This window comes from Luteibacter sp. NPDC031894 (genome assembly GCF_050273135.1).
Lineage (GTDB): Bacteria > Pseudomonadota > Gammaproteobacteria > Xanthomonadales > Rhodanobacteraceae > Luteibacter.
Window position 1 is genome coordinate 613535 of record NZ_JBNNMV010000002.1, and the last position, 26284, is coordinate 639818.

27 protein-coding genes are annotated in these 26284 nt (G+C 67.0%); 10 read left to right on the forward strand and 17 right to left on the reverse strand.

Annotated features, from left to right (window positions below):
• Positions 1 to 10: 10 nt before the first annotated feature.
• Entirely contained in the window at positions 11 to 2446 is a 2436-nt protein-coding gene (locus ACQKIE_RS08730) for a DNA translocase FtsK 4TM domain-containing protein (RefSeq protein WP_427457970.1), read from the forward strand.
• A 49-nt stretch (positions 2447 to 2495) separates the two neighbouring features.
• Here the strand turns inward: ACQKIE_RS08730 and rbsB are convergent, their stop codons facing one another.
• From rbsB to ACQKIE_RS08800, 14 genes are all read right to left on the reverse strand, one after another.
• Positions 2496 to 3431 carry a ribose ABC transporter substrate-binding protein RbsB gene (gene rbsB, locus ACQKIE_RS08735; RefSeq protein ID WP_427457973.1) on the reverse strand — a complete coding sequence of 312 codons (936 nt, stop codon included), beginning with the start codon at positions 3429 to 3431 and terminating at the stop codon, positions 2496 to 2498.
• A 17-nt stretch (positions 3432 to 3448) separates the two neighbouring features.
• Positions 3449 to 4393, reverse strand: coding sequence for an ABC transporter permease subunit (locus tag ACQKIE_RS08740; protein WP_427457976.1), 945 nt, complete (start codon positions 4391 to 4393; stop codon positions 3449 to 3451).
• Between the two features lies 1 nt (position 4394).
• Positions 4395 to 5876 (reverse strand): sugar ABC transporter ATP-binding protein, encoded by a 1482-nt coding sequence (locus tag ACQKIE_RS08745; RefSeq protein ID WP_427457979.1) that lies wholly within the window; start codon positions 5874 to 5876, stop codon positions 4395 to 4397.
• Complete coding sequence (gene rbsD / locus ACQKIE_RS08750; RefSeq protein WP_427457982.1) at positions 5876 to 6274, reverse strand: D-ribose pyranase; 399 nt, start codon at positions 6272 to 6274, stop codon at positions 5876 to 5878. Before rbsD ends, ACQKIE_RS08745 begins: the two co-directional genes overlap by 1 nt.
• Positions 6271 to 7167 (reverse strand): ribokinase, encoded by an 897-nt coding sequence (gene rbsK, locus ACQKIE_RS08755; protein WP_427457985.1) that lies wholly within the window; start codon positions 7165 to 7167, stop codon positions 6271 to 6273. Before rbsK ends, rbsD begins: the two co-directional genes overlap by 4 nt.
• A gap of 87 nt (positions 7168 to 7254) precedes the next feature.
• Positions 7255 to 7608, reverse strand: a complete 354-nt coding sequence (locus ACQKIE_RS08760) for a gamma-butyrobetaine hydroxylase-like domain-containing protein (protein ID WP_427457988.1) — start codon at positions 7606 to 7608, stop codon at positions 7255 to 7257.
• 6 nt (positions 7609 to 7614) lie between these two features.
• On the reverse strand, positions 7615 to 8232 hold the full coding sequence (locus ACQKIE_RS08765; protein WP_427457991.1) for a hypothetical protein: 618 nt from the start codon (positions 8230 to 8232) through the stop codon (positions 7615 to 7617).
• Between the two features lie 39 nt (positions 8233 to 8271).
• Positions 8272 to 9609 carry an ATP-dependent protease ATPase subunit HslU gene (gene hslU, locus ACQKIE_RS08770; protein WP_427457994.1) on the reverse strand — a complete coding sequence of 446 codons (1338 nt, stop codon included), beginning with the start codon at positions 9607 to 9609 and terminating at the stop codon, positions 8272 to 8274.
• A gap of 4 nt (positions 9610 to 9613) precedes the next feature.
• Positions 9614 to 10147: an ATP-dependent protease subunit HslV gene (hslV, locus tag ACQKIE_RS08775; RefSeq protein WP_427457997.1), complete on the reverse strand. Its 534-nt coding sequence runs from the start codon at positions 10145 to 10147 to the stop codon at positions 9614 to 9616.
• Positions 10148 to 10255: 108 nt separating this feature from the next.
• Positions 10256 to 11167 carry a tyrosine recombinase XerC gene (locus ACQKIE_RS08780; protein ID WP_427457999.1) on the reverse strand — a complete coding sequence of 304 codons (912 nt, stop codon included), beginning with the start codon at positions 11165 to 11167 and terminating at the stop codon, positions 10256 to 10258.
• On the reverse strand, positions 11164 to 11850 hold the full coding sequence (locus ACQKIE_RS08785; protein WP_427458001.1) for a DUF484 family protein: 687 nt from the start codon (positions 11848 to 11850) through the stop codon (positions 11164 to 11166). The genes ACQKIE_RS08780 and ACQKIE_RS08785 overlap by 4 nt, the downstream gene beginning before the upstream one ends.
• Before the next feature lie 53 nt (positions 11851 to 11903).
• The gene (dapF, locus tag ACQKIE_RS08790; protein WP_427458003.1) at positions 11904 to 12731 is read right to left on the reverse strand and encodes a diaminopimelate epimerase; all 828 of its coding nucleotides are present in this window, start codon (positions 12729 to 12731) and stop codon (positions 11904 to 11906) included.
• Between the two features lie 7 nt (positions 12732 to 12738).
• Positions 12739 to 12948: an LPS translocon maturation chaperone LptM gene (gene lptM, locus ACQKIE_RS08795; RefSeq protein WP_427458005.1), complete on the reverse strand. Its 210-nt coding sequence runs from the start codon at positions 12946 to 12948 to the stop codon at positions 12739 to 12741.
• A 44-nt stretch (positions 12949 to 12992) separates the two neighbouring features.
• The gene (locus ACQKIE_RS08800) at positions 12993 to 13463 is read right to left on the reverse strand and encodes a GNAT family N-acetyltransferase (protein WP_427458007.1); all 471 of its coding nucleotides are present in this window, start codon (positions 13461 to 13463) and stop codon (positions 12993 to 12995) included.
• 228 nt (positions 13464 to 13691) lie between these two features.
• Between ACQKIE_RS08800 and ACQKIE_RS08805 the strand changes: the two genes are divergently transcribed.
• A complete protein-coding gene (locus ACQKIE_RS08805) occupies positions 13692 to 15176 on the forward strand; it encodes a RimK family protein (protein WP_427458009.1) in 1485 nt (494 codons plus the stop codon).
• 9 nt (positions 15177 to 15185) lie between these two features.
• Here ACQKIE_RS08805 and ACQKIE_RS08810 read toward each other — a convergent pair whose 3' ends face one another.
• On the reverse strand, positions 15186 to 15404 hold the full coding sequence (locus ACQKIE_RS08810) for a hypothetical protein (RefSeq protein ID WP_427458011.1): 219 nt from the start codon (positions 15402 to 15404) through the stop codon (positions 15186 to 15188).
• A gap of 151 nt (positions 15405 to 15555) precedes the next feature.
• Between ACQKIE_RS08810 and aroE the strand changes: the two genes are divergently transcribed.
• The gene (aroE, locus tag ACQKIE_RS08815) at positions 15556 to 16386 is read left to right on the forward strand and encodes a shikimate dehydrogenase (protein ID WP_427458013.1); all 831 of its coding nucleotides are present in this window, start codon (positions 15556 to 15558) and stop codon (positions 16384 to 16386) included.
• Between the two features lie 61 nt (positions 16387 to 16447).
• On the opposite strand, the gene ACQKIE_RS08820 is transcribed toward aroE, so the two are convergent.
• Positions 16448 to 16906: a DUF4126 domain-containing protein gene (locus tag ACQKIE_RS08820; protein ID WP_427458015.1), complete on the reverse strand. Its 459-nt coding sequence runs from the start codon at positions 16904 to 16906 to the stop codon at positions 16448 to 16450.
• Positions 16907 to 17056: 150 nt separating this feature from the next.
• A complete protein-coding gene (locus ACQKIE_RS08825; RefSeq protein WP_427458017.1) occupies positions 17057 to 20299 on the reverse strand; it encodes a protease pro-enzyme activation domain-containing protein in 3243 nt (1080 codons plus the stop codon).
• A 317-nt stretch (positions 20300 to 20616) separates the two neighbouring features.
• Between ACQKIE_RS08825 and ACQKIE_RS08830 the strand changes: the two genes are divergently transcribed.
• From ACQKIE_RS08830 to ACQKIE_RS08860, 7 genes are all read left to right on the forward strand, one after another.
• Complete coding sequence (locus ACQKIE_RS08830; RefSeq protein WP_427458019.1) at positions 20617 to 21144, forward strand: energy transducer TonB; 528 nt, start codon at positions 20617 to 20619, stop codon at positions 21142 to 21144.
• 80 nt (positions 21145 to 21224) lie between these two features.
• Positions 21225 to 21521: a hypothetical protein gene (locus tag ACQKIE_RS08835; RefSeq protein WP_427458021.1), complete on the forward strand. Its 297-nt coding sequence runs from the start codon at positions 21225 to 21227 to the stop codon at positions 21519 to 21521.
• A gap of 138 nt (positions 21522 to 21659) precedes the next feature.
• Positions 21660 to 22070, forward strand: a complete 411-nt coding sequence (locus tag ACQKIE_RS08840; RefSeq protein ID WP_427458023.1) for a hypothetical protein — start codon at positions 21660 to 21662, stop codon at positions 22068 to 22070.
• A 59-nt stretch (positions 22071 to 22129) separates the two neighbouring features.
• On the forward strand, positions 22130 to 22669 hold the full coding sequence (locus tag ACQKIE_RS08845) for a gamma carbonic anhydrase family protein (RefSeq protein ID WP_427458025.1): 540 nt from the start codon (positions 22130 to 22132) through the stop codon (positions 22667 to 22669).
• Positions 22670 to 22744: 75 nt separating this feature from the next.
• Complete coding sequence (locus ACQKIE_RS08850; RefSeq protein ID WP_427458027.1) at positions 22745 to 24790, forward strand: M3 family metallopeptidase; 2046 nt, start codon at positions 22745 to 22747, stop codon at positions 24788 to 24790.
• A 20-nt stretch (positions 24791 to 24810) separates the two neighbouring features.
• Positions 24811 to 25578, forward strand: a complete 768-nt coding sequence (xth, locus tag ACQKIE_RS08855) for an exodeoxyribonuclease III (protein WP_427458029.1) — start codon at positions 24811 to 24813, stop codon at positions 25576 to 25578.
• Positions 25575 to 26246 (forward strand): YecA family protein, encoded by a 672-nt coding sequence (locus tag ACQKIE_RS08860; protein WP_427458031.1) that lies wholly within the window; start codon positions 25575 to 25577, stop codon positions 26244 to 26246. Before xth ends, ACQKIE_RS08860 begins: the two co-directional genes overlap by 4 nt.
• Positions 26247 to 26284: the final 38 nt, after the last annotated feature.

A 26284-nucleotide genomic window follows, 5' to 3' on the forward strand; every position in this document is an offset into this window, starting at 1 on the left:
CCGGTTAGGCATGCTCTCCTTCGTGTTCGGCGCCTTCGGGCTGTCCACTCTGTGGTTGCTTCCCCTGTTCTGGCGACTCGTCGCCGCGATGGTCCGCCGGCGCCGGCCGCCCACCGTCGGTCCCGGCGCGATTCGCTTCTGGGTGGGATTCACACTGGTCCTGGTGGCGAGCTCCACGCTCGAAGGGCTGGTCGTGTCGCATTACACCGACGATGCGTCCACCGGCGGTGTCGTCTGCCGCGTGTTGGCCGCGGCGTTCACGACCTTTCCCGGCGGCGGCCTTACGGCGCTGCTTGCGGTCGTGATCCTGGTGATCGCGTTGCCCTGGTACGTCGGCGTGCCTTGGTCGTCGTTCCTCACGCGTGCGAACGCGGTGCTCGAGCCCTTGGGCGCGCTGACGATCGAAGCGACGCGGAGGCTGTTCTCGCGCACGGCCGCGCGCGCTACCGGTCGGCGAACGGCGGCGGCCGTGCGGCGTGCGGATCGTCCGCCCGTCCGTCGGCGTGCGACACCCGAGGCGAAGCGATCGTCTGCACAAACGCGTTCGTCGCGGGGGACGATCGTTCGCGCCGCGTCCCCCGCGCCGACGGTCGGGCCGTCGATGGCCACGTCCGTGCCGCCACGCCGTGATGCCCGTCCGGAGACGGTGATTCGCGAGCCGTGGTTGGCGCCGCGTGCGGTGGGACCCCTTTCGGTGGGCCTGGAGAACGAGGGCAGCCTTGAATCGCCGACAGGGTCGGCTCCCACCCAGCAGCGGCACGGTTCAACTCAACACCTTGCGGACCGGCCCGTGCCGGTGCCGGTGCCCGTGTCGGTGCCGCCATCGGCACGGCCCGTGTCGCGCTTCGCCATCGCGGCGAATGACGAATCCGTCGCCGAATCGCCCCGCCCTGACGAACCGATCGAGCCACTGCGACATCGGGTGGCGCTGACACCTGTCGGCCCTTTGCGCGCGAGCCGTCCAAACGAGGCGAGCCTGCCACCGCTCACGTTGCTGGCGGCTGCGCGTCACGACACCCTGTCCATCTCCGAAGCAGAGCTCGGGGAGACCGGCGAACTCATCGAGCAGCGGCTGCGTGAGTTCAAGGTGCCGGTGCAGGTCGTCGGGGCCTCGGCGGGGCCGGTCATCACGCGATACGAAGTCGAGCCTGCCGTCGGCGTGCGCGGCAACCAGATCGTCGCGCTGATGAAGGATCTCGCGCGCGGTCTTGGCCGCACGTCCATCCGCGTCGTCGAAACGATTCCCGGCAAGACGTGCATGGGGCTCGAACTGCCGAACGAACAGCGGCAGATGATCGCGTTGTCGGAGATCCTCGACTCGGCGGAATACCGCGACTCGGATTCGTTGCTGACGCTCGCCATGGGCAAGGGGATCACGGGCGAACCGGTGGTCGCCGACCTCGCGAAGGCGCCGCACATGCTTGTCGCCGGCACGACCGGCTCCGGCAAGTCGGTCGCGGTCAACGCGATGATCCTGTCGATGCTGTACAAGGCGACGCCGGACGACGTCCGCATGATCATGATCGATCCCAAGATGCTGGAGCTTTCGGTCTACGAAGGCATTCCGCACTTGCTGGCGCCGGTCGTCACGGACATGAAGCTCGCCGCGAACGCGCTCAACTGGTGCGTGGCGGAAATGGAAAACCGCTACAAGGTCATGTCCGACCTGCGCGTGCGTAACCTCGCGGGATACAACCAGAAGGTGCGCGAGGCGCGCGCGGCCGGGACGCCGCTGTTCAATCCCTTCCCCGCACACCCGGAAGTACCCGAGCACCTCGACACCCTTCCGATGATCGTCGTGGTGATCGACGAGCTGGCCGACCTCATGATGGTCGCGGGGAAGAAGATCGAGGAACTGATCGCGCGCTTGGCGCAGAAGGCACGCGCCGCGGGCATCCACCTCATCCTCGCCACCCAGCGTCCGTCGGTGGACGTCATCACGGGTTTGATCAAGGCGAACATCCCGACACGCGTGGCGTTCCAGGTGTCCTCGAAGATCGACTCGCGCACCATCCTCGACCAGATGGGCGCGGAGAGCTTGCTTGGCCAGGGCGACATGTTGTTCCTGCCGCCAGGCACCGGGTACCCGCAACGCATCCACGGCGCCTTCGTCGCCGACGAAGAAGTGCATCGCATCGTGGCGTGGCTGAAGCAGTTCGGCGAACCGGACTATAAGGACGAGATCCTTGCCGGCCCGGCGAGCGAAGCCGTCGAGGGCGAGCCGGGCGAGGAAGGCATCGATGCCGAGCTGGACCCGCTCTACGACGAAGCGGCTGCGTTCGTCCTGCGCTCCCGCCGTGCGTCCATCTCCTTCGTGCAGCGCCAGTTCCGCATCGGCTACAACCGCGCGGCGCGGTTGGTGGAGGCGATGGAAGCGGCGGGCCTCGTGTCGGCGATGGGCATCAACGGGCAACGGGAAGTCATCGCACCGGGCCCGCAGGACTAGCGGCTGCTCACTTTCTGCTCGGCTCCCACCAGGCAGCAAATCTGGCCGCTTATTCCTTCGTCAGAAGCTTCAGCGGCACCGCGATCGACTTCTCCACCGGCTGCTTGTCGATGAGCTTCTTCGCCGTCTCGACGCCGAGGCGACCGATTTCCTCGGGTTGCTGCGCGACTGTCGCGGCCATGCCGCCGTTCTGTACCGCGGTCTTACCGTCCGGCGTGCCGTCGAAGCCGACGACGAGTACCTTCTTGCTCTTGCCGGCGAGTGCCTGCACGGCACCGAGCGCCATCTCGTCGTTCTGCGCGAAGATCGCCTGGACGTCGCCATGGCCCTGGAGCAGGTTTTCGCTCACGGACAGACCCTGAGCGCGGTCGAAATTCGCCGGCTGCTTCGCGACGATTTTCATGCCGGTGCCCGCGATCGCGTCGTCGAAACCCTTGCCACGCTCGCGCGCGGCGGAGGTACCGGCAACGCCTTGCAGTTCGATGATGTCGCCCTTGCCACCCAGCGCCTTCGCGAGGTAGTCGGCGGCCATCTTCCCGCCCGCGATGTTGTCGGATGCGATGTGCGAGGCGACTTCCACGCCATCGACGCCACGATCCAGCGTCACGACAGGAATGTTGGCGCGCTGCGCCGACTGCACGGCGCCAGCGAGCGCGGACGAGTCGGTCGGATTGAGCAGGATCACCGACACGCGTTTCTGGATCAGGTCCTCCACGCTCGAGATCTGCCGGGCCGGATCGTCCTGCGCGTCGACGACGACGAGCTGCACGCCGGCGTCCTTCGCCGCTTTCTGCGCACCGTCCTTCAGTTCAACGAAAAACGGGTTGTTCTGCGTGGACAGTGCGAGTCCGACCACCGGCGTACCCGACGGCGCCGCGCCTCCCGCCGTGCCGGCAGCGGTTGGCGCGGATTCGCCCGGGCCCTGCTGTGAGCAGGCGGCGAGAAGGATGACGGCGGCCGTGGTGAAGAAGTTGCGTGTGCGCATGACGTGTACCTCGTGGTTCACTGCCGCCTGTCGAGCAGGACGGCGATCAGGATGACGATGCCCTTGACGACCTGCTGGTAGAACGAACTGACGCCCAGCAGGTTGAGGCCGTTGTTGAGGAAACCGATGAGCAGCGCGCCTACCAGCGTGCCGAAGAGCCAGCCACGGCCACCGGCCAGGCTGGTGCCGCCGAGGACCACGGCGGCGATGGCGTCGAGTTCATAGCCGGCGCCGGCCGTGGCCTGCGCGGAATAGAGCCTCGAGGTGAGCACGATGCCGGCGAAGGCGGAAAGCAGGCCGGAAAGGCCGTAGATGGCGAGCTTCATCGGCGAGATGCGCACGCCGGACAGGCGCGCGGCCTCCTCGTTGCCGCCGATGGCGACCACGTGGCGACCGAACACGGTGCCGCGCAACAGGAAGCCACACACGACGAAGGCGATGAACATCCAGACCACCGGCAACGGCACGAGGTGGCCGACATAGCCGCCACCGAGCAGCGCGAAGCCCTTGTCGGTGACGGGAATCGGACTGCCCTGCGTATACGAAAGCGTGAGTCCGCGCAGCAGCGTCATCGTGCCGAGGGTGGCGATGAACGGCGCCACCTTGCCCCAGGACACGAGCACACCGTTGACCATGCCGAGGACGAGCCCGAGCCCGAGGCCCGCGCCGACCGCCAGCGCCATGCCATGTCCCGCGGCCATGAGGCCCGCCGCCACCGCGCCGGTAAGCGCGAGGATCGCACCGACGGAAAGGTCGATGCCCCCGGCGAGGATCACGAAGGTCATGCCGAACGCGATCAGCGCATTGATCGAGACCTGGCGCAGCACCGTGAGCAAGTTGCCGGTGGTGAGGAAGTCCGGACTCATGATCGAGAGCACGATGAAGAGCAGGACGAGGCCGATGACCGAACCGAGGCGCTGGAGGATCGTCGTCGCGCGGCTCCAGTCGAAATGCAGCGTCATGTCACTTGCCTCCGGTCGCGGCGGTCATCACGGCTTCCTGCGTGGCGCCATGGGCGTCGAGCAGCGCCGTCGCGTGGCCTTCGTGCATGACGAGGATGCGGTCGCTCATCGCGAGCACCTCCGGCAGTTCCGACGAGATCATGAGGATGGCCACGCCCTGCTCCGCGAGTTGGTTGATGATGTGGTAGATCTCGGCCTTGCCGCCGACGTCGACGCCACGCGTCGGCTCGTCGAGGATGAGCACGCGTGGCTTTAGCGCCAGCCACTTCGCCAGCACGACCTTCTGCTGGTTACCGCCCGAGAGCGATCGCGCATCCAGCTCCATGTCGCGCGTGCGGATCTTCAGCGCGTCGATGAGGCCGCGCGTCTGCTTCTTCTCGGAAGGCCGGTCGACGAGGCCCGCATGCGCGGGCACGCGCGGCAGGCTCACGTTCTCGCGCAGGCTGAGGTCGAGGACGAGGCCTTGCGCCTTCCGGTCTTCGGTCACGAAACCGAAGCCGGCATGGATGGCGTCGATGGGCGACGACGGCGTGACCGGCGTGCCGTCGAGGGTCATCGTGCCGGACGCCATCTTGTCCAGGCCGAACAACAACCGCGCCAGCTCGGTGCGGCCGGCGCCCAGGAGGCCGGCCACGCCGAGTACCTCGCCGGCGTGCAGGTCGAAGCTCACGTCCTGCACCAGTCCGCCCGTGACGTGCTCGACCTTCAACCGCACCTCGCCGATGTTCGGTGTGCGGGTCGGATAGCGCGCATCCAGCGTGCGGCCGACCATCATCTTCACGACCTCGTCGAAGGCGAGGCCGGGTACCGGGCGCGTGCCGACGAACCGGCCGTCACGCAGCACGGAGATGCGATCGCAGATGGCGAAGATCTCTTCCATGCGATGGGATACGTAGACGATGCCCTTGCCCTGCTCGCGCAGCTCGCGGATGAGCTTGAACAGTGTGGTGGTCTCGTGCTCGGTCAGGGCGGCGGTCGGCTCGTCCATGATCAGCACGCGCGCCTCCTGGCCGAGCGCGCGGGCGATTTCGACCATCTGCTGCTGGCCGACCGACAGCCGCTCGATAAGCGTCGCGGTGTCGAGCCGCTCCATGCCGACGCGCGCGAGCCATTCCGTCGCGCGGCGCGCCATCGCGCGGCGGTCGAGCAGCCCGAAGCGATGAATCTCGCGACCGAGGAAGAGGTTGTCCGCCACGCTCAGCGCGGAGATGAGGTTGAGTTCCTGGTGGATGATCGCGATGCCGTGCTTCTCGGCATCCGCCGGCGTCGCCATCGCGGCAGGCTTTCCATCCACCTCGACCGTGCCCGAATCTGGCGCATAGATCCCGGTGAGGATCTTCATGAGCGTCGATTTGCCCGCGCCGTTCTCGCCCATGAGCGCGTGCACTTCGCCCGGCAGCAACTCGAAATCCACACCTTCCAGCACCTTCACCGGACCGAAAGCCTTGTGGATGTCGTGCATCCGGATGAGCGGCGCGTCCATCAGAAGGTGACGCCCGCATGCAGGATGACGTTGGCGTACGGCGAGGTTTCACCCGTACGCACGACGGCTACCGCCCGTGCGGCCAGGCGCTTCAGGTCGTCATGCGAGACCTCGTCCACGCCGACGCCTTCCGCGCGAATGCGCGTGGACAGGTCGACAAGCGCTGGGTTCTTTCGGTGTATTTCACTGGCGACGGTGAGCCGCTCCACCGCGAGTTCCGCGTACACCGCCTCGAAGACGGCCGCGAACGATGGGGTGCCCGGCAGCAAGGCGAGATCGATACACGGCACGCCCGGTGGGACCGGAAGGCCCACGTCGGCGATCACCAGCGTGTCGGTGTGGCCCATGGCCGCGATGACGCGGTTGAGTTCCGCATGCAGCAGACCATGGCGTCTCATCCCTGCGCTTCCAGGAAAGCCGTGACCTCGTCGGCCCGCGGCATGCCCGCCTGGGCACCCAGGCGCGACACGGCGATCGCCGCTGCGGCGCACGCTTTGCGCACGGCGTTGTCGAGGCCCTCGGAGAGATACACCGCGAGCGCCGCGTTGAAGGTGTCGCCCGCACCGGTGCTGTCCACCGCCTCGACCTTGAATCCGGCCTGGTGCTCCGGCGCTTCGTCCTTTTCGCCGAACCACGCGCCCTCGGCGCCACGCGTCAGCACGACCGCGCATGGCGCACGGCGCATGAGGTCGCGAAAATCGTTGTCGTCGCCCGCGCCGAGTACCGTGGCGAGTTCGTGCTGGTTCGGGGTGAGGAAACGGACACGCGACAACCATTCCGTGGGCAGGCGCTGCGCCGGCGCGGGATTGAGGATGACGGGGACGCCTTCGTCGTCGGCGACACGCAAGGTCGCTTCGACGGCATCGAGGGGAATTTCCAGCTGGACGAGGACGGCGTCGGCCCCGCGTACGATGTCGCGTGCCGCTTCCACGTGCGCGGGTGTCACCCGGCCGTTCGCCGCCGGTACGACGACGATACTGTTCTCGCCGCCCGCGACCGTGATCGACGCGGTGCCACTGCCGATACCGGCGACGCGCGTGACATGCGTGACGTCGACGCCCTCGGCCACGAGGCCGTCGTGCAACGCCTGGGCGAACGCGTCGTCGCCAATGCAGCCAACCAACGCCACGCTGGCGCCGAGGCGTGCGGCCGCCACGGCCTGGTTCGCGCCCTTGCCGCCGGGAATCGTGAGGAAACGATCGCCCGTGAGGGTTTCACCCGGATCGGGGAACCGCGGCGACAAGGTGACCAGGTCCATGTTGATGCTGCCGACGACGACGATTCGCGCCATGTCGTGGGGCTCCGGGGGCGTTTGCTGGAGAGGACGGGCCAATATACGTCGTGCAAGCGCGTGCTGCTTTCATGCGCTTGCTGTCGTCTAGCGGGAAAGCCCCTTCGCCTCGAGTGCGGCGAGGTACGCGGGCCACGCCGCGTCGTAGGCGCGGCCGAGTTCGTAGAGGGTGTTCCAGCCGAAGATGCCGCTGGCGTGCCCGTCGTCGAAACGGATCAGCACGCCGTAATGGCCAGTGGGTTCAAGTGCCGTGATCCCGACATCGCGCTTGCCGGACACAACAACTTTCTGACCGGGGCCGTGGCCCTGGACCTCGGCACTGGGGGAGTTCACGCGAAGGTATTCGCAGGGAAGACGGAAGCGCTCGCCGTTGTCGAACGCGACCTCGAGGATGCGCGAGGTCGCGTGGAGGACGATGTCGACCGGATGCGGGTGTTGCACGGTGGATCAGTGGGCGCGACCGAAGCCGTCGCCAGTGCCTTGCTCGAGCGGGGGCGGATCGCCGGCGACGGCGAGGAGCGCCATGGCATAGGCGTCTTCCATGCTCACCGTGGAGACTTCGTCCCAGGCGAAGAAGGACGGCTCGCGCAGCCATTCCGCGTCGGGGGTGATCTCCTGCATGTTGAAGCCTTCTTCTTCCACGCTGACCACGCGGCCGATGTAGCAGACCTCCGACTCGTCCTCGCTGTCGACGTGCACGCCGATGACCGGCGCATGCAACGCCGCCGCCTGGACGACCTGGGCGATCTCGTCGAGCGGGAAGTCGGAAGGCGGCGTGGGCCGGATGTCCTTCATCGCCAGCGCCTTCTCGAGGAAGATCGCGTGCTTGTCCGGCGCTTCGATTTCGGAGATGTCGCGATGCCGCATGACGTACATGCCGTCGTAGCTGACACCGTCACCCACGACCCAAAGCAGGAAGAACTCGCGGCCGACGCCGCCGACATAGCCGCAGAAGCTGCCATGCTCGAGTTCGCCGCGCCACAGGCGCACCAGCTGACCGTTGTCCTGCGCCTCGCGCAGGGTGGCTCGCTGGCCGTTGGTTTTGAGATGAATGACCTTGCCCATATACGTCAATAGTTTACCAGAGGGGGTATTTCCCGATGTTCAGAGGATGTAACGGCTCAGGTCCTCGTCCTTGACCAGCGAAGCAAGGTTGTTGTCGACATATTCGGCGTCGATCACATATTTTTCGCCGGATTTGTCCGCCGCTTCGAAGGAGATGCGCTCCAGGAGGCGCTCCATGACCGTATGCAGGCGCCGCGCGCCGATGTTCTCGGTCCGTTCGTTGACCTGGAACGCCACGTCGGCGAGCCGGTCGATACCCGTTTCCGTGAAGTCCAGGGTCACGCCCTCGGTATTGAGCAGCGCAGCATATTGCTTGGTCAGCGCGTTGTTCGGCTCGCGCAGGATGCGCTTGAAGTCGTCCACCGAGAGGGCGCTCAGCTCCACCCGGATCGGCAGGCGGCCCTGCAGTTCCGGAATGAGGTCCGACGGCTTGGCCAGCGAAAAGGCGCCCGAGGCGATGAACAGGATGTGGTCGGTCTTGATCGACCCGTAGCGGGTGGACACCGTGGAGCCCTCGACCAGCGGCAGCAGGTCGCGCTGGACGCCTTCGCGGCTGACGCCGGCGCCGCCCCACTCGGAGCGCTGCGCCACCTTGTCGATCTCGTCGATGAAGACGATGCCGTTCTGCTCCGCGCAGTCGACCGCCTGGCTGCGCAGTTCGTCGTCGTTGAGCAGCTTGCCCGCCTCTTCCTCGACCAGGATCGGCCGGGCCTGGCGGATGCTCATCTTCCGTTTCTGCGACTTCTGCCCGCCCAGGTTCTGGAACATCTTGCCGAGCTGCTGGCTCATTTCTTCCATGCCGGGCGGGGTCATGATCTCCACGCCGACGTTCATGGCGAAATCCAGCTCGATCTCGCGGTCGTCCAGCGCGCCTTCGCGGAGCTGCTTCCGCAGCTTCTGGCGGGTATCGCTGTCGATCGCGGGAGCGGCGCTGCCGGTGTCGTCCCAACCGCTGGGCTGGCGCCGCGGCAACAGGGCGTCGAGCAGGCGATCCTCGGCGGCATCCTCGGCCTGGCTGCGCACGCGGCCCTTGGCCTGCTCACGCAGCAGCTTGTAGGAGACATCGGCGAGATCGCGGATGATCGACTCCACATCCTTGCCGACATAGCCCACTTCGGTGAACTTCGTCGCTTCGACCTTCACGAATGGCGCGTTCGCCAGGGTCGCCAGGCGGCGGGCGATCTCGGTCTTGCCCACGCCGGTCGGGCCGATCATCAGGATGTTCTTCGGCGTGACCTCGTCGCGCATGGCCGGGTCCAGCTGCATGCGGCGCCAGCGGTTGCGTAGGGCGATGGCGACGGCGCGTTTGGCGTCGTGCTGGCCGATGATGTACCGGTCGAGTTCGTTGACGATTTCGCGGGGAGTGAGTTCGGACATCGGCTCAGAGCTCTTCGATCGAGTAGTTGTGATTGGTGTAGATGCAGATATCGCCGGCGATCTTGAGCGCTTTCTCCACGATCGTGCGCGCATCCAGCTCGGTGTTCTCCATCAGGGCCAACGCGGCGGATTGGGCGTAGGGGCCACCCGAGCCGATGGCGATCAGGCCGTGCTCGGGCTCCAGCACGTCCCCGTTGCCGGAAATGAGGAGCGAGGCTTCCCGGTCGGCCACGGCCAGCATGGCCTCGAGCCGACCCAAGCGGCGGTCGGTACGCCATTCCTTCGCCATCTCTACCGCGGAGCGTGTGAGGTTGCCGCCGTGCTTGACCAGCTTCTCCTCGAACAACTCGAACAACGTGAAGGCGTCGGCCGTGGCGCCGGCGAACCCGGCCAGGACGTCGCCCTTGCCGAGGCGGCGCACCTTGCGGGCGTTGGCCTTCATCACGGTATTGCCGAGGGTCACCTGGCCGTCACTGCCGATGACGACCTTGTCGTCGCGGCGGACGCAGACGATGGTCGTGGCATGCATCGGTTCCATAGCGCGTTCCTTGGGGGAGTCGCCAGAGGTGGGGTTCCCCGGGGGGTGGTGCAAGCCCGGCAGAAGGACGCCGGGCCCGCGCCGGAAGCGCCGTACCGGCTCCGGCCCTCAGGATTTCCGCTTGGCCCGCGGGTGCGCCGCGTCGTACACCTTCGCCAGGTGCTGGAAATCGAGGTGGGTGTAGATCTGGGTCGTGGCGATGTCGGCGTGCCCCAGCAGCTCCTGCACGGAGCGCAGGTCGCCCGAGGACTCCAGCATGTGGCTGGCGAAGGTATGCCGCAGCATGTGGGGGTGCACCCGTTTCGCCTGCCCGCTGGACAGCTTCGCCAACCGCTGTTGCACGGCCCGCGGGCCGATGGGCTCTCCGGCCCGGCCCTTGAACACCGCCTGCTCCGGGCCGGCGCCGCCCGCCGCGGCCAGCGCTCGCAGCGCGGCCACGGCGAAGCGCCCCACCGGGAGGATGCGCGTCTTGTTCCCCTTGCCCAGCACCCTGATCTGCCCGTCCTCGAGGTCGAGGTCGTCCCAACGCAAGCGGCAGAGTTCCGAGAGGCGCAGCCCGCTGGAATAGAACAGCTCCATCATCGCCGTGTCGCGTGGCGCGAGCGGGCCACCCAGCGTGGTTTCCACCAGCTCCTTGGCCTCGTCGGCATCCAGGACCTGGGGCAGCTTGCGACGCACCTTCGGCCCTCGGACGCCCGCCACGGGGTCATGGTCGAGCCGGCCTTCGCGGGTGAGGTAACGGAACAGCGTGCGGCAGGCGGAAAGCAGGCGCTGGATGCTGGTGGGCTCCAGCCCCTCCGGTGCCTTGCCGTTCCTGCCGGGGGGCGGACGGTGCAGCCGGGCGATCATCGTGCGCATGCGGTCCGGGCCCAGCCGGTCGAAACTCTCCAGGCCCTCGGCCTCCATGAAGGCCAGCAGCTTCTCCAGGTCGCGCCGGTAGGCGGCGAGCGTATGGGCGGACGGTGCCCGCTCGGCGGCGAAGTGGCCGAGGAACGCCTCGACGGCGGCCCGTGGGGTCACGCCACCTTCCGCGCCCGTTCGATGGCCGATCCGACCGTGGTCGAGATCATGTCCAGGAACAACGTGCCCATGCCTGGGTGGAAGCGGTCGGGATCGCCGCTGCCGATGGCCAGCAGGGCGTCCTCGCCCACGCGCATGAGCGCCGCCGAGCGTACCTCGGGCGCGGCATCGCCAAAGAGGCGATGCAGCTTGTCGGGTGCCAGGCGGCCGGCGACGGGGTCGCCGTGCTCGAGGAAGGAGGCGAACTCCGGCAGGCCGGAGGCGCCGTGCGGCTCCCGCAGCAGCCAGGGCTCGTCCGGCAGACCAGCCAGGTCGCCGAAGAACACGAGGCGAATGCGCTCGGACTGGAAGTCCTCCGTGAGGCGGCGAACCACCTGGCGCACGGTATCTTCGATGTCGCTGGAACCAAGCAGCGCGAGCATCAGGCCATGCACGCGCCGCATCAGCTTCTCGTTGTCGCCCGCCACGGCGGCCAATTCCTTGTGTCGCGCTTCCAGCTCCGCGTTCTTCTCGCGCAGGCCGCGCAACTGATGGACGGCGAGCGAGGACGCCGGCCCGTTCGCGCTGGGCAGGACGAGCTCATGGGCCAGGTCGGGGTAGGCGACGAGGAAGTCCGGGTGCCGCCGCAGGTACGACGCCACGGTGGCTGGCTTGATGTCGCCGTCGATCGCGGTGTCGGTCATGCGTGTTTCCTCGGATGCGTGCGTCATGAGTGTGCCCCGTTCGCAAGCGAACGTCACACCTCGCCTTCGAAGACGAAGGCGGCGGGGCCCGTCATCCACAGGGTATGGCCCGGCCCGTGCCATTCGATGGTGAGTGTGCCGCCGGGCAGGTCGACCTGCACCACCGGGGCGGCCAGCCCTAGCGACTGGGCGACGGCCGCCGCGGCGCACGCGCCGGTACCGCAGGCGCGGGTCCAGCCGGCCCCGCGCTCGTGCACGCGCAGGCGGATGCGGTCAGGCCCCACGCGTTGGGCGAAGCCGACGTTGGCACCTTTCGGGAAGACGGCGTGCGTCGTGAGCACGGGGCCCAGCCGGTCGACCCGCGGATCGGCGATGTCGTCGACGAATAGCACGGCATGGGGGTTGCCCATGGAGACCGCGCCGAAACTCACGTCCTCGCCCTCGAGGTGGACGGTGTGCGTGGCGTGGCGCGGCATGTCGAGAGGGATGGCGGCGGGGTCGAAATTCGGCTCGCCCATGTCGACGACGACGGTGCCCTCGTCGAGCACCCGCACCGTGACCGGCCCGGACGGGCTCTCCAGGCGGACATCGGTATCGCGTTCGATGGCACCGTCCCGGTAGAGCCACGCGGCCACGCAGCGCACGCCGTTGCCGCACTGGCCCGACGGCGAGCCGTCCGCATTCCAGATCCCGTAGTAGAAGGCGCAGGATGGGTCCCGCGCGGGCTCGATGCTGATCAGCTGGTCGAAACCGACGCCTGTGTGGCGATCGGCCAGCGCCGCGACGCGCGCGGCGTTCGGGACCCGCGGCGCATCCTCGCGCCAGTCGACGATCGCGAAGTCGTTGCCGATCCCATGCATCTTGGTGAAGCGGGAAGGCATCGCGGCGTTACTGGTGAAGGACGGAATTGAACGGCTGGCTGCTGGTACTGGCCGGTGGCGGCGCGACGGACGTGGTACCCGACGTCGGTGTCGTTGCCTGTGGCTTCGCCGTGGTGCCAGCCGTGGCCGGCGGCAGAACGAGCGGGCCCTTCTGGCCGCAACCGGCGAGCGTGGCGGTGGTGACGGCGAGGGCGATGGGCAGGATGAGTCGGCGCATGGGCTTTGTCCTGTGAACGACGGGCAGTATAGCCTCGGGTCCGCTCAGAACTTCTTTTCGAAGCGGAAGGCATCGGCGCCGTCGGCGTAATAGGCGGCGTACTCGCCGATCCGCACGTAGCCCAGCCGCTCGTAAAGCCGGATGGCGACGGCATTGTCCTTGCGTACCTCGAGCCGTAGCGAGCGGCAGCCACGGACGCGGGCCGCGTCTTCCGAGGCGCCGATCAGCGCCGATCCGACGCCCTTGCCCTGCGCCTGCGGCGTGGTCGCGAGCGAATACAGTCGCGCGACGGTCGTGCCCTTGCGGAAGAACACGACGGCGGTGCCGAGGAAGCGGCGATGGTTGGCACTGGCGACGAGCACCAGCGCACTCTCGCTGTCGAGGTGCTTGCGGTACTGGGCGCGGCTCAGGCGATCCTGCGCGAAGCTCGATTCCTCGAGGGCGACGAGATCGTCGAGATCGCTCACTTCGGCGCGACGAACGCGCACCGCGGCGGTGACCGGGGGTGGACGCATGCGCTTGGGGACTCCGGCGCGGGTGGAGGATGACTGGGATCGGGTGGCAGGCGCGGCACTGTAGACCTCGACGCAGCATGGATCAATGACTTTTTCATGAACCTGTCGGGCACGATGCGGCCGCCCCGCTTGTGCGTCGCGCCGCGAGAAGCTCACACTGCGCCACCGGCGATACGATCGATCCCAGGCGGGGTCGAAGGAATGGCATTCGCCGTCTGCAGAGGTCTCATGAGCCGGCTCGTCATCGTCGTGGAGAAAGCCTCGGACTGGGGCTCGTATTACCCGTCCGCCGATGTCGTCACCGCCATGGACTACCTTCGCCAGCCCGTGGGTGGCGACGACGAGCGCACCCACGTCATCAACCTCTGCCGCAGCTACAAATACCTGGGCACGGGCTATTACGTCTCGCTGCTCGCCGAGGCCCGCGGGCACAAGGTCATTCCTTCCGTGCGCACGGTGAACGACCTGCGCCGCCGTTCGCTGTACGGCCTGGATATCGAAGACCTCAACCAGAAGCTCGCCAATTTCCTCCCCGCCGGCGGCCGCGACACCACCGACTTCGGCGTGCTCGTTTACTTCGGCGAAACCGCTTACCCGGACCTGCAGGATCTTGCGAGGCAGCTGTTCGACATGTTCCCTTGCCCGCTCATGCGTATCGAGTTCGAGCGCGAGCGTGTGTGGCAGGTGTCGTCGATCAAGGCGGTGGGCCTGCATACCCTCGACGACGCGCAGGAAGACGCCTTCGCGCAGGCGCTGGACAAGTTCTCGCGCAAGATCTGGCGCAAGCCCCGCACCCGTCGCCGCTTCCGCTACGACATCGCGATGCTGGTCGACCCCAACGAGGCGATGCCGCCTTCGAACAAGAAGGCGCTGAAGCAGTTCATCGAAGCGGGCAAGCACCTCGGCATCGAAGTCGATCCGATCGGCAAGAACGATTACCAGCGACTCGCGGAATACGACGGCCTCTTCATCCGCGAAACCACTGCCAGCGACAACCACACCTACCGCTTCGCCCATCGCGCGGAGAAGGAAGGCATGGTGGTGATGGACGATCCGACGTCGATCCTGCGTTGCACGAACAAGATCTTCCTGAACGACCTCATGGTCGCGCGCAAGCTTCCCACGCCGGCCACGGAGATCCTCTATCGCGAGGACACGCGGCGCCTGCCGGACCTTCCCGAGCGACTCGGGTTGCCGATCGTGCTGAAGATTCCGGACGGTTCGTTCTCGCGTGGCGTGGTCAAGGTGGAGACGCGCGAGGCGCTGGAAAAAGCCGCCGGCGAACTGTTCGCCAAGAGCGCCCTGCTCATCGCGCAGGAATACGTCTATACCGAGTTCGACTGGCGCATCGGCGTGCTGAACCACGAAGCGCTCTACGCTTGCCAGTACTTCATGTCGCGCGGCCACTGGCAGATCTACAACCACGGCGCGAAGGGCACCGCGAAATCCGGTGGCTTCCGCACGGTGCCCGTTCGCGACGCGCCGGCCGAGGTGGTGAAGCTGGCGCTGAAGGCGACGCAAACCATCGGCGACGGCCTGTATGGCGTGGACCTGAAGCAGGTGGGCGACCGTCCGGTGGTCATCGAAGTAAACGACAACCCGTCGATCGATGCCGGTGTCGAGGATGCCTACCTGGGCGAAGACCTCTACCTGCGCATCATGCAGGAGTTCCTGCGCCGGCTGGAAATGAAGCGGCTCGGCATCCAGGCGTAAGGCGCCGCTTCAGCGGCGGAACAGCGCGGCCAGCAAGGCCATCGGCAGGTTCGGCTTCATCGCCACGAGTACGCTGGCCGGCGCCAGCAGCAGCCAGAAGGCCGGCGTCCATCCCAGCGTTTCGCTGTGGCCGGTGAGCGGGGTCAGCAGGAGCAACAGCGCGCCGACGAGCAACCAGGCCAGGGCGATGAGGGCGCGCAGGCGGCGCGGCGAGAGCGTGTCGTGCATGGCGTACTCCGGGCATCGATGGCGATGGAGCAAGGCTAAGAGGCCGCCGTCTCAAGAACCGCGACCGGCTCCCCCGAGGGATCCACGGGGGCCTCCCGGAATTCGCGGCACCTGCCATAATTTGTGCCGAGCATGAGCCAAGGGAAAATCCATGAGCGCTGAAGCGCACCGCTACGCCGTCTTCGGTCATCCGATTGCGCATTCGTTGTCCCCGGAAATCCACAAGGCCTTCGCCGCGCAGCTCGGTATCCGCCTGAGCTACGAAACGATCGATGCGGCACCCGGGACGTTCGACGAAGCGGTCCGCCGTTTCTTCGCCGAGGGCGGCCTTGGCGCAAACGTGACCCTGCCGTACAAGGGAGCGGCCTTCGCACTGGCCGAGGAGCGCAGCGAGGCGGCGATTCGTGCCGCTGCCGCCAATACGCTCACGCCGCTCGTCGGGGGACAAATCCACGCCCATAACACCGACGGCAGCGGCTTCGTGCGCGACGTCACGGAGCGCCACTCGCTCGACCTGCGTGGCCACGACGCCCTCCTCCTCGGTGCCGGCGGTGCCGCCCGCGCCGTGGCCTGGGCCCTGCTCGACGCGGGCGTGCAAACGCTCACCATCGTCAATCGCACACCGGAGCGTGCCGACGAGCTGGCGGACGCCATCGGCGAGCCCGCACGTTGCCATACGCGGTACTGGGATGGGCTGGAGGGCGAGTGCTTCGACCTCGTGGTCAACGCCACGTCGATCGGCGTCACCGGGGGTTCCTTCGACCTGCCCATGTCGATCCTGCAGGACCACTCCACGTGCTACGACCTCTGCTACGGCACGGCTACCGCCAGCTTCAAGGGGTGGGCTACCGCCGCGGGCACACGTTATTTCCGTGACGGCCTGGGGATGCTCGTCGAACAGGCGGCCGATGCCTTCGAACGCTGGCACGGCCAGCGCCCGGATACGGATCCTGTCTACGAGGCATTGCGCCAGCGCTTCTGATCCCCGCGGTGCCGCATCCGCTGGCGCGTTGGGTAGGGCAGATGTGCCCCGTCGCGATCCCTCAGGCCATCGCAACGATCGCGATGGCAAGCCCGATCGCGACGACGTCCTCGACGATCGCCGCCGGTGCGTCCTTATGGAAGATGGCCGCCAGCCTCGACCGGGCCGCGGCGCCGCCAAGCGTGCCGAGCACCGCCCCGATCGCTCCCGCGATCAGGCCTCCTGCCAGCATCTCGTGCGCCGCACCGATGCAGGCACCGGCCAGGCCGCCCATGATCACGCGCGTGGCGAATTGCACCGGCACCTTGCGGCTGGGCGTCTGCGGTAGCTGGTCGGTGATGAGTTCGCCGAGCGCGGCGATACCGAAAATCCATGGCGTCCACGCGTATCCCATGAAGGCGAGCGGGGTACCGGTGAGCGCCAGTCCGCCGAAGCGGGCCGCGAACGCCACCGCGGCGGGGGCGATCATCGCGCGCAGTCCGGCGACGATACCGATGAGCAAGGCGAGCAGCAGGGTCATGCCACGATCCTCCAGCGGACGGTGGCTGCATTAGGCGCGAAAAGCAGCCCGGTTGCCAGTCGTGACGCAAGAGTGGGAGCCGACACGGCCGGCCCCCACCCACGCGTATTCACGCCGCTCCTGCCCGGAGGCAGGAGCTGCCTGGAGCATTTACTGCGTCGCAGTCACACGCCGACCGCCCTGGAAGCGGTTCGCCGGCACCGTGGCCTGCTTGGCGAGGACGAGCGGCGTGCCCCAGGCGTCGGCCACCTTGAACGCCGCGAACGCCTTCCCGGTGCCTTGCCACTCGATCACCCGGCCGTTGGTATTGCGCCAGAGCAGGTCGGCCATGCCGTCGCCATCGTAATCGCCGATGCTGGCAAGGACGTAGCCGTCCGGAATCGCGCGGCTGCGCGTCGCGACGACGCGGAAGCCGTCGAGGGTCCACCAGGTGAGCTGCGCGTTCGCCGCATCCGTCCAGATCAGGTCCGTGCTGCCGTTACCGTCGATGTCGCCCACGCCGTAAAGCGTGGCACCCGCGGGACGATCGGGCAGGCGGCGCGACACGAAGCCACGCTTCTGGTCCGCGATCCAGAGCGTCACGGAGGCGTCGCTGCTGCGGGTCCAGACGATATCCGTGTAGCCGTCGCCGTTCGCGTCGGCCAGGACCGGCGTGGCATCGCGCACGCCGTCGATCGGCTTGGATAGTGCGGTGACGATGATGTCGTTCTGGGTCACCGGATCGAGGTCCAGCTTCCACCAGATGATCTGCGAGGTCTTGGTGTCGAACCAGACCAGCTTCTGGTCACCACTGGGATCGTCGACGCCGGTGCCGAGCAGCTTCCACGTGGACGGCACGGAATGGTTCACCACGAAGGTGAAGTAACCGCCGGTACCCGTGGACACCCAGATGTTCACCCGGTTATCGCTGCCGAGGAGGACGATCTCGCCGGACTTCAGCGACAGGGCATCGAGGCCTGGGATCAGGTCGCCGAATGCGGCCACCGTGAGGCTGGGATCGATCGCCTGGGCCTGGTCGTACAGGCTCACCGCGCCCTTCATCGCCACCGAATGCAGCATGCCTTCGGAAGGATCGACATAGGCGAAATCGCTGTAACCATCGTTGCTGAACAGGTTGTTGAGCGACAGGAAGTCCGCCGGGGCGGCATAGTCGCGCTTCGCGGGGGAGCCCCATGCCGCCACCGCATCCACCAGGTTGGAGGCGTTGATCGTGCCGAGGCCGGTGGCCATGCTGTAGCCGACGTTGGTCTTCCACGCGGGGACCAGCGCGTTCGTCGTCGGATCACCGCCCTCGACGATCCCAACGATATTGGTGAGCTTGTGGCCGGTGTCACAGTTGGGGGAGCCCACGCCGCAGGGCTGGACGATGTCGCCTTCGGTGACGTTGTTGAAGACGCAATCCGGAGAGATCGTCGCGCCGTTGCTGGCGTTGCAGGCGGTGAGCGTCTTCGTGTTCGGCGAACCGACCGTGCCGTACTGGCGGGCGGCGATGCCGTAAAGGGCCGGTAGCACATTACCGCTGCGACCGTCCGTCGCCTGGTTGATCAGCGTCTGCACACCGGCCATTGCCGGCGCGGCGAATGACGTGCCGCCCGCCGAGTTGGCGAAGACGCTGTCGGGATTGTCGAAGTCGCACGCGGTACCGCCGTTGTCCGCGTCGGACATGCAGAAGACCAGCGCGTGGCCGAAGATGCCGTTGGCGGAGAACAGCGACACGTCGGGCAGCATGCGCGCGGTATGGTTGGTCGAGCCGGCGATGCCGACCTGTTCCACAGGCTGCGCAAACCGGCCGCTGGGGCCGCCACCGGCACCGCCTACCTGCAGGAAATCCTGTCCGCGGCCGACGCCGTCGTTACAGGCGGTGATGCCGTCGGTATAGCCAAGCAGCGTGTACAAGTGGCTGCTGGCGCAGCTGTTGTTCCAGGTCATTTCCGGGATGTAGCCGATGGCGGATTGGTAGTACGGCAGGTTGGTGTCGGTCCAGTACGTCGACAGGTGGCCGCGATCGTTGAAGTCCGTGCCACCCACTGCGACGACCGAAGGCGAGGAGGCAAGACCGTTGACCGCCGCGCCCGACGTGGACCAGAACAACGCACCCTGGTCGCATTGCGTGGATCCGCCGTCGCCGGACGACACGAAGACGGTCACGCCTTCGGCGGCGGCAGCGGACCACAGCACGTCCGCCGTGAAGGCGTCGCTGGGGTCGAGGGATTCGCACGCGCCGTAGCTCAAGCTCCATACCGGTGGCGGCAACGCGCCGTCCGGACCACCTTCCAGCAACCGCGCCGCGGCAACGAAGGGACCGAAGGTGCTTCCGCTGTCCGCGCAGGATGCCAGCACGACGTCGGCGTCGGGCGCGGCGGCGCCGGCCCATTCGGCATCGAGTGCCGCCTCGCCTTCGTCCCCGTTCAAGCCGGGATCGTCGCATGCCACGCCGTCGTACAGCGGATGCAGGATGCTGAAGCTGCCCTTGGCGTCGGCCGGGAGGAATGCCTTGCGGAAGCGCGCGACGTCGTCGGGGAGAACATTCGTGCGTTCGAGCACGACCACGGTCTGTCCCGCACCGCGCACGGCATCGCGCCGCTGCCACAAGGGCTTCACGTTGTAGACCTGGTTGAAGTCCGCGGGAACCATGTCGTACGTGGTGTTCGGATCGGTGTTACCGGGCGGCACCGTGAAGTTCGCGGTCGCACCCGCGGTCGTGGTGGTCCACTTCCCGTGCTTCCGGTCGAAGCTGCTGCGGCTTACGGGTGTGTGCTGCGCCTTCGGGAAGAAGTCGTCCAGGGCGACGGCCTGGATCACCGGCGACAGCGCGGCGGGAACCTTGGCCGCCCCACTGTTGGCGAAGTGGCGGTCGCCGTCGACGTTGTAACGATGCAACGACGTTCCAAACGCCTTCGCGACGGCACCCGCGGCGCCGGAGAACACGATGCGCATGCGATCGCTGGACACATTCGATACCGTCATGCCTTGCGCTTGCAGCCACTGCTGGACGGCTTGCACGTCTTGCGGTGAAGGCCCGAACCGTTCGCCCAGCTCCTTGGCTGTCAGCCAATGATGGAAATCCGGTGACGCAGGATTGTTGAGTTGCGAGAGGAATGCTCGAAAGGCTTTCTCGCGATCGTCGTCGCGTTTCAGCACGAGCGTGATTCCGTCGACGGTGTCACCCGCCTGCATCGGACCCAGGTCGTACTTCGCTATGGTTTGCAGCGGTGCCGTTCCCGGCAAGGCGACGGTCGATGTTTTCTCGACGGTGGTCGTTATCCGCACCGCGGGCTGCGGCTGCAAGGATCGGGCGGCTTCCCGCAAATCCGTTGCGGCGGACGGCAACGACAGCGCGCAGCCCGTCGTCAGGCTCGCGAGCGCGAGCCAGGTGGTGTACCTGCGTAACATGTGGCTACTCCCTTGGCGTGAGTGATGGTTCCCCACCGAGCTCCCTGCTTGAGGCTTTGCCCCCAACGCCACGTCTCAGGGCGATCAGTCTTCCCACGCTAAACCCGCCACGAGCGCAACGGGGTGACCCTGGTCACATTTGGACGTCTAAACGTCCTGCCAGAGAACAAATATGAACCTCGTCATGCCATGTCTTCGGAAGTTCCTGCGAATGGACCGCCACGGAACTGCAACAATCGGGCGGGAAGATGGCGCGCCCGCCGGGGCCGGCCGACAGGGGGCCTGCCTGGTTGCGGGCGCTCCCCCGGATGTCCCCCATGTCCAAGCTAGCCCTCGCCGCGCCTCCCCGACGCGCGGCTGTCCTCGTTGCAGCCGCCATCGCCGTTTTGTCGATCGGGACGTTCACCGCGCTGCACGGACGTCACTCCGCGACCGTCGCCATGGCCGATGGCGCGATGACGTCATCTCCCAGCGACGAGTCCGGGTCGAGCGGCGTCGACATCCTGCTCGGGCTGGCGCGTGAAGCGACGCGTGAAGGGCGCCTCGTGGCGCCGCAAGGCAATAACGCCTACGAGTACTACCTCAGCGTGATCCAACTGGATGCGAACAATGCGACGGCGCAGGATGCACTGCGCGAGACGCTGCCGTTTGCGGCGCAGGAGATCGAGCGGCTGATCAACCGCAGGGAACTGGAAGAGGCACGCCGGGAAATCGCGCTCCTGCGCGACTATGACCCGACCAACTACACGCTGATCATCCTCGGCGCCAAACTCGATGCCCAACAGCAGGTGGTCACGGCGGAGGACGAGGCCCGCGCCGAGGCCATGCGCCACCGGAACGGATGACCGGCTTCGCGAACCGGTTCATGTCGCGTGCCAGGCGGGCTGGGGATAATCGCGGCACCCCAACGGCACGGAGCCTCCCTATGAATCGCCTCACCCCGATCTTTTTCCTCATCGCCCTCGGCGGCGCGGCCCTGAGCGCCTGCCAGACCGCGCCAGCCACCCATCCGAAGCCGGTCGCGGGCTTCGTCACCGACACCCGGGCCTTCGAGGCCTTCATCGCCACGCGGCCGACGCCCGAGCAATTCCGGGCTACGTATCCCGACGTGATGCTCGTGACGCCCGACATGATGACCACGCGGGAAATGCGGCAAAACAACAGCCGTTACTTTCCCAAGATGGATGCCGAAGGCCGGATCGTCGGCGGCTCGTTCATGTGAGGCGCGGCATCGGCCGACACGTCGCGTCGGCGGAAGGACGGTCCGGATTCAGGTAACGGCGGGCTCCTGTCGGCCACGCTTGTCGTGGGTATCGCACCGCACGTCGCGGTCGAACCCTGACACTCAAGGAGCTCCACCATGATGGAAAAAATGATTCGCACTGCCGTCCTCGCTTTCCTCGTTGCCGCCCCGCTGGCAGCCGCTGCACAGGCGGGTGGTGGCCTGCAAGGCGGTAACGGCCAGGGTGGCGGCTTCCAGGGCGGTAACGGCCAGAGCGGTGGTTCCCAGGGCGGTAACGGCCAGAGCGGTGGCTTCCAGGGCGGCAACGGCTCCCTGAGCGCCACCGGCAGCTGCGGCGTGACCGACCTCGCCGCGTTCGGCGCGTTCATCGCCGGACTTCCGACGGTCGCCGAGTTCCGTGCCGCCTATGCCTGCGTGCAGCTCGTCCTTCCGGGCGATCTCACCACTCGTGAACTGCGCAGCGACAACAGCCGCTACTTCGCCGAGGTGGACACCTTCGGCCGCATCGCCGGCGGTCACTTCCAGTAAGTCACCGGGGACGCCGGGCAGGGCGTCCCTCCGCCACGCGAGCGCTTACAATGCCCGCCATGTCTACTTCGCTCCGGCCCTTCAAGGGCATCTTCCCGCGCCTGGGCGCCCGCGTTTACGTCGATCCGGCCGCGACGGTCATCGGTGATGTGGAATTGGCCGACGACGCCTCGATCTGGCCCGGCGCGGTCCTCCGCGGCGACGTCCACCACATCCGTGTCGGGGCCCGCAGCAACATCCAGGACGGCGCCATCGTCCACGTGACCCACGACGGTCCCTATACCCCCGGCGGCTTTCCCACGATCATCGGGGCCGACGTCACCATCGGCCACGGTGCGGTTATTCACGCCTGCACCATCGAGGACGGTTGCCTTATCGGCATGCACGCCACGGTGCTCGATGGGGTCGTGGTCCGGAAGAACGGCTTCATCGGCGCGGGCGCGGTGGTTTCCCCCGGCAAGGTCGTCGGCGAGCGGGAACTCTGGCTCGGCAACCCCGCCCGGATGGTCCGCGTGCTCAGCGATAGCCAGGTCGAACAGCTTTACTACTCGGCCGCCAACTACGTTCGCCTGAAGGACGACTACCTGGCCCAGGGGTAGGCGATGTCTCGACATCCCCCCGCTTGATTTGGCCTCGCGGGGGCACCACGCTGGTCGCCTGACAGGAGATCGCCCATGGATACCCCAACCAACCCCTTGCTCGACCCCCATGGCCTGCCCGCCTTTTCGGCCATCCGGCCGGAGCACGTGGAGCCGGCCATCGACGCGCTCGTGGCGGAGCAGCGGTCCGCCATCGAGCGGATCGCCGCGCCCGACGGCGTGCGCGATTTCGAGCACGTGATGCTCACCCAGGAGCGCCTCGACCAGACGCTGTCCCGCGCCTGGGCACCGGTCAGCCACTTGCATTCCGTCGCCGACTCCGAAGCCCTGCGCAAGGCGCACGGCGACGCCGAAGAAAAGCTCACCGACCTCGGCCTGGAAATCGGCCAGAACCGCGATCTTTACGCCGCCGTGCAGGCCGTCGCGGATCGTGACGATTTCGCCACGCTCCCGGTGGCGGCCCGCGCCGCCGTCGACCATGCGCTGCGCGACTTCCGCCTGTCCGGCGTGGCGCTGGAGGAGCCGGCACGCAGCCGCTTCCGCGAGATCGGCGTGGAGCTTTCCCGCCTGACCACCGAGTTTTCCAATGCGGTGCTGGATGCGACCGAGGCGTGGCACCAGCACATCACCGACGAACGCGACCTCGCCGGCATTCCCGTTTCCAGCCGTGCCGTGCTGCGCGAGTACGCGCGCGAGGCGAACCTCGACGGCTTCCTGGTCACGCTGAAGCAACCCAGCGTGCAGGCCGTGCTGACGTACGCGGAAAAACGCGAGCTGCGCGAAGCCGTCTATTACGCCTATCAGACGCGCGCATCGGACCAGGGGCCCTCGAAGGGCAAATTCGACAACTCGGAGCGCATCGAGAAGATCGTCGCGCTCCGCCACGAGGCCGCGCAGCTGCTCGGCTTCGCCAACGCCGCGGAAGAATCCCTGGCGACGAAGATGGCCACGTCGCCAGACGTCGTCCTCACTTTCCTTCGCGACCTCGCCGCCCGCGCCAAGCCCGTCGCGCGCAAGGAGCTGGACGAGCTGCGCCGTTTCGCCACGGACGAACTGAAGATCGACAACCTCGAGCCGTGGGACATCGCTTTCGCGGCCGAGCGCCTGCGCCAGCGTCGCTATGCGATCGACGAGGAACAGATCAAGCCGTACTTCCCGGCGTCCGCCGCGATCGACGGCCTGCTCATGGTGGTCGAGCGGCTGTACGGCATCCGTTTCGCCCCGCGCGAGGACGTCGATACATGGCACAAGGAAGTGACCTACTACGACCTGATCGACGCCGACGGCACCGTCTTCGCCGGTGCGTACCTCGATCTCTACGCGCGCTCCGGCAAGCGCGGCGGCGCATGGATGGATGTGTGCGCGGCACGGTTCCGGGACGGTGAACGGGTGCAGCTGCCGGTAGCCTTCCTCACCTGCAACTTCCCGCCGCCGACCGAAGGCATGCCGGCGCTGCTCACGCATGACGACGTGCTCACCCTGTTCCACGAATTCGGCCACGGCCTGCATCACATGTTGACCGAGGTGGACATTCCTTCCGTCGGCGGCATCGATGGCGTGGAATGGGACGCGGTGGAGCTGCCCAGTCAGTTCATGGAGAACTTCGCCTGGGACCGTGAGGCGCTGCGATCCTTCGCGAAGCACTACGTGACGGGCGAGCCCCTGCCCGACGACCTTTACCAGCGCATGGTCGACGCCCGGCACTTCCACGCGGGCCTGTTCCTGGTGCGCCAGCTCGAGTTCGCCCTGTTCGACTTTCGCCTGCACCTCGAATACGACCCGGCAAAGGGCGCGCGGGCGCTCGACGTGCTGGAAGAGGTCCGCCGCGAGGTGGCGGTGCTCCATCCGCCGGCCTGGCAGCGCTTCCCGCACGCCTTCACGCACATCTTCGCCGGTGGTTATTCGGCCGGTTACTACAGTTACCTCTGGGCGGAGGTCCTTTCGGCCGACGCCTTCGAGGCCTTCGAAGAGGGGGGCGTGCTCGACCGTGCCACGGGCGAACGGTTCCGCAAGGAAGTGCTCGCGGTCGGCGCCACCCGACCCGCCCTGGAGTCGTTCAAGGCCTTCCGGGGTCGCGAACCGCGCCCGGACGCCCTCCTGAAGAGCTACGGGCTGGCCTGACTGTCCTTTACAATGGCGCGATGAAGATCGCGTCATGGAACGTCAACTCCCTCAAGGTCCGGTTGCCCCACCTCCAGCAATGGCTGGCGGAGGCGCAGCCGGACATCCTCGCCCTGCAGGAAACGAAGATCGTCGACGAGAAATTTCCCGTCGACGAAATCGCGGCCATGGGCTACCGCGCCGTGTTCTCCGGACAGAAGACCTATAACGGCGTCGCCATCCTCGCGCGCGAGGAACCCGTCGACGTCGTCACCGACATCGACGGCCTGGACGATCCGCAGCGTCGCATCCTCGCCGCGACGGTCGGCGACATTCGCGTCGTGAACCTCTACGTGGTGAACGGCAAGGCCATCGGCGACGAGAAGTACACGTACAAACTGCACTGGCTAGCGAAGGTGCGCGACTTCCTGGCGGGCGAGATCGCACGCCACCCGAAGCTGGTGGTGCTGGGCGACTTCAACATCTGTCGCGACGACCGCGACGTGTACGACCCGGTGGCCTGGGGCGAGGACATCTTCTGCTCGCCGCCGGAGCGCGCGGCCCTGCAGGCACTGCTCGATGTCGGTCTTCATGACAGTTTCCGTCTTTTCACCGAAGATGCCGGTCTTTTCAGCTGGTGGGACTATCGTCAGGCCGCCTTCCGTCGCAACATGGGCCTGCGGATCGACCTCATCTTGATCAGCGATGCGCTCAAATCCGTGGCGACCTCGTCGATCATCGACAAGGCACCGCGCAAGTGGGAACAGCCGTCCGACCACGCGCCCGTCGCGTTGGAGTTGAACCTTTGAATACACCGAAGTCCGAATGGCCGAGTTCCCTCGACGACAAGGAACTCGAAGAACTCGACACCTACCTGCGCGCGCACGGGTCCGAGGGCGACCTCATGCTCGACGGCGTGCACGGACTGCTCTCCGCGGTCGCCATCGGTCCGCTCGAGGTCAAGCCCGAGGAATGGCTGCACGAAGTGCTGCACGATGCCTTCGACGACGAGAACGAAGGCAATCGCGTGCTCGCCTTGCTGGCCAAGCTCAACGATTCGATCAGCGCGGAACTCGACGTGGACGCCTATGAGCCGATACTCGGCGAGGTGGATACCGAGGAAGGCCCGCTGCTCTCGGCGGCCGGCTGGTGCGAAGGCTTCAGCCGGGGCATCGACATGCGCGCGCAGGTCTGGGAAAACCGGCTGGCGGAAGACCCGACCCTGATGCAGCTGCTCGGCCCGATCATGGCCCTCGCGGTGGACGAAGGCGTGCTCCAGGCCGACGCCGAATTCGAAAAGCTCACCGACGAGGAATACGACGAGTGCCTGGGCCAGCTGCCCGAGGTGCTCAACGCCGTCGGCGACTACTGGCGCGAAAGCCCACCGACCGAAGCGGAGCTCCAGGCCCTTACCCGCCCTCGCGAAGAGGGCGAGGAAGGCCCGCCGAGGCACCGCGCGGGCCATTGGGTGCACTGACCTTATCGCCGGAACGCATCGTTCATCGTTCGCGTCTT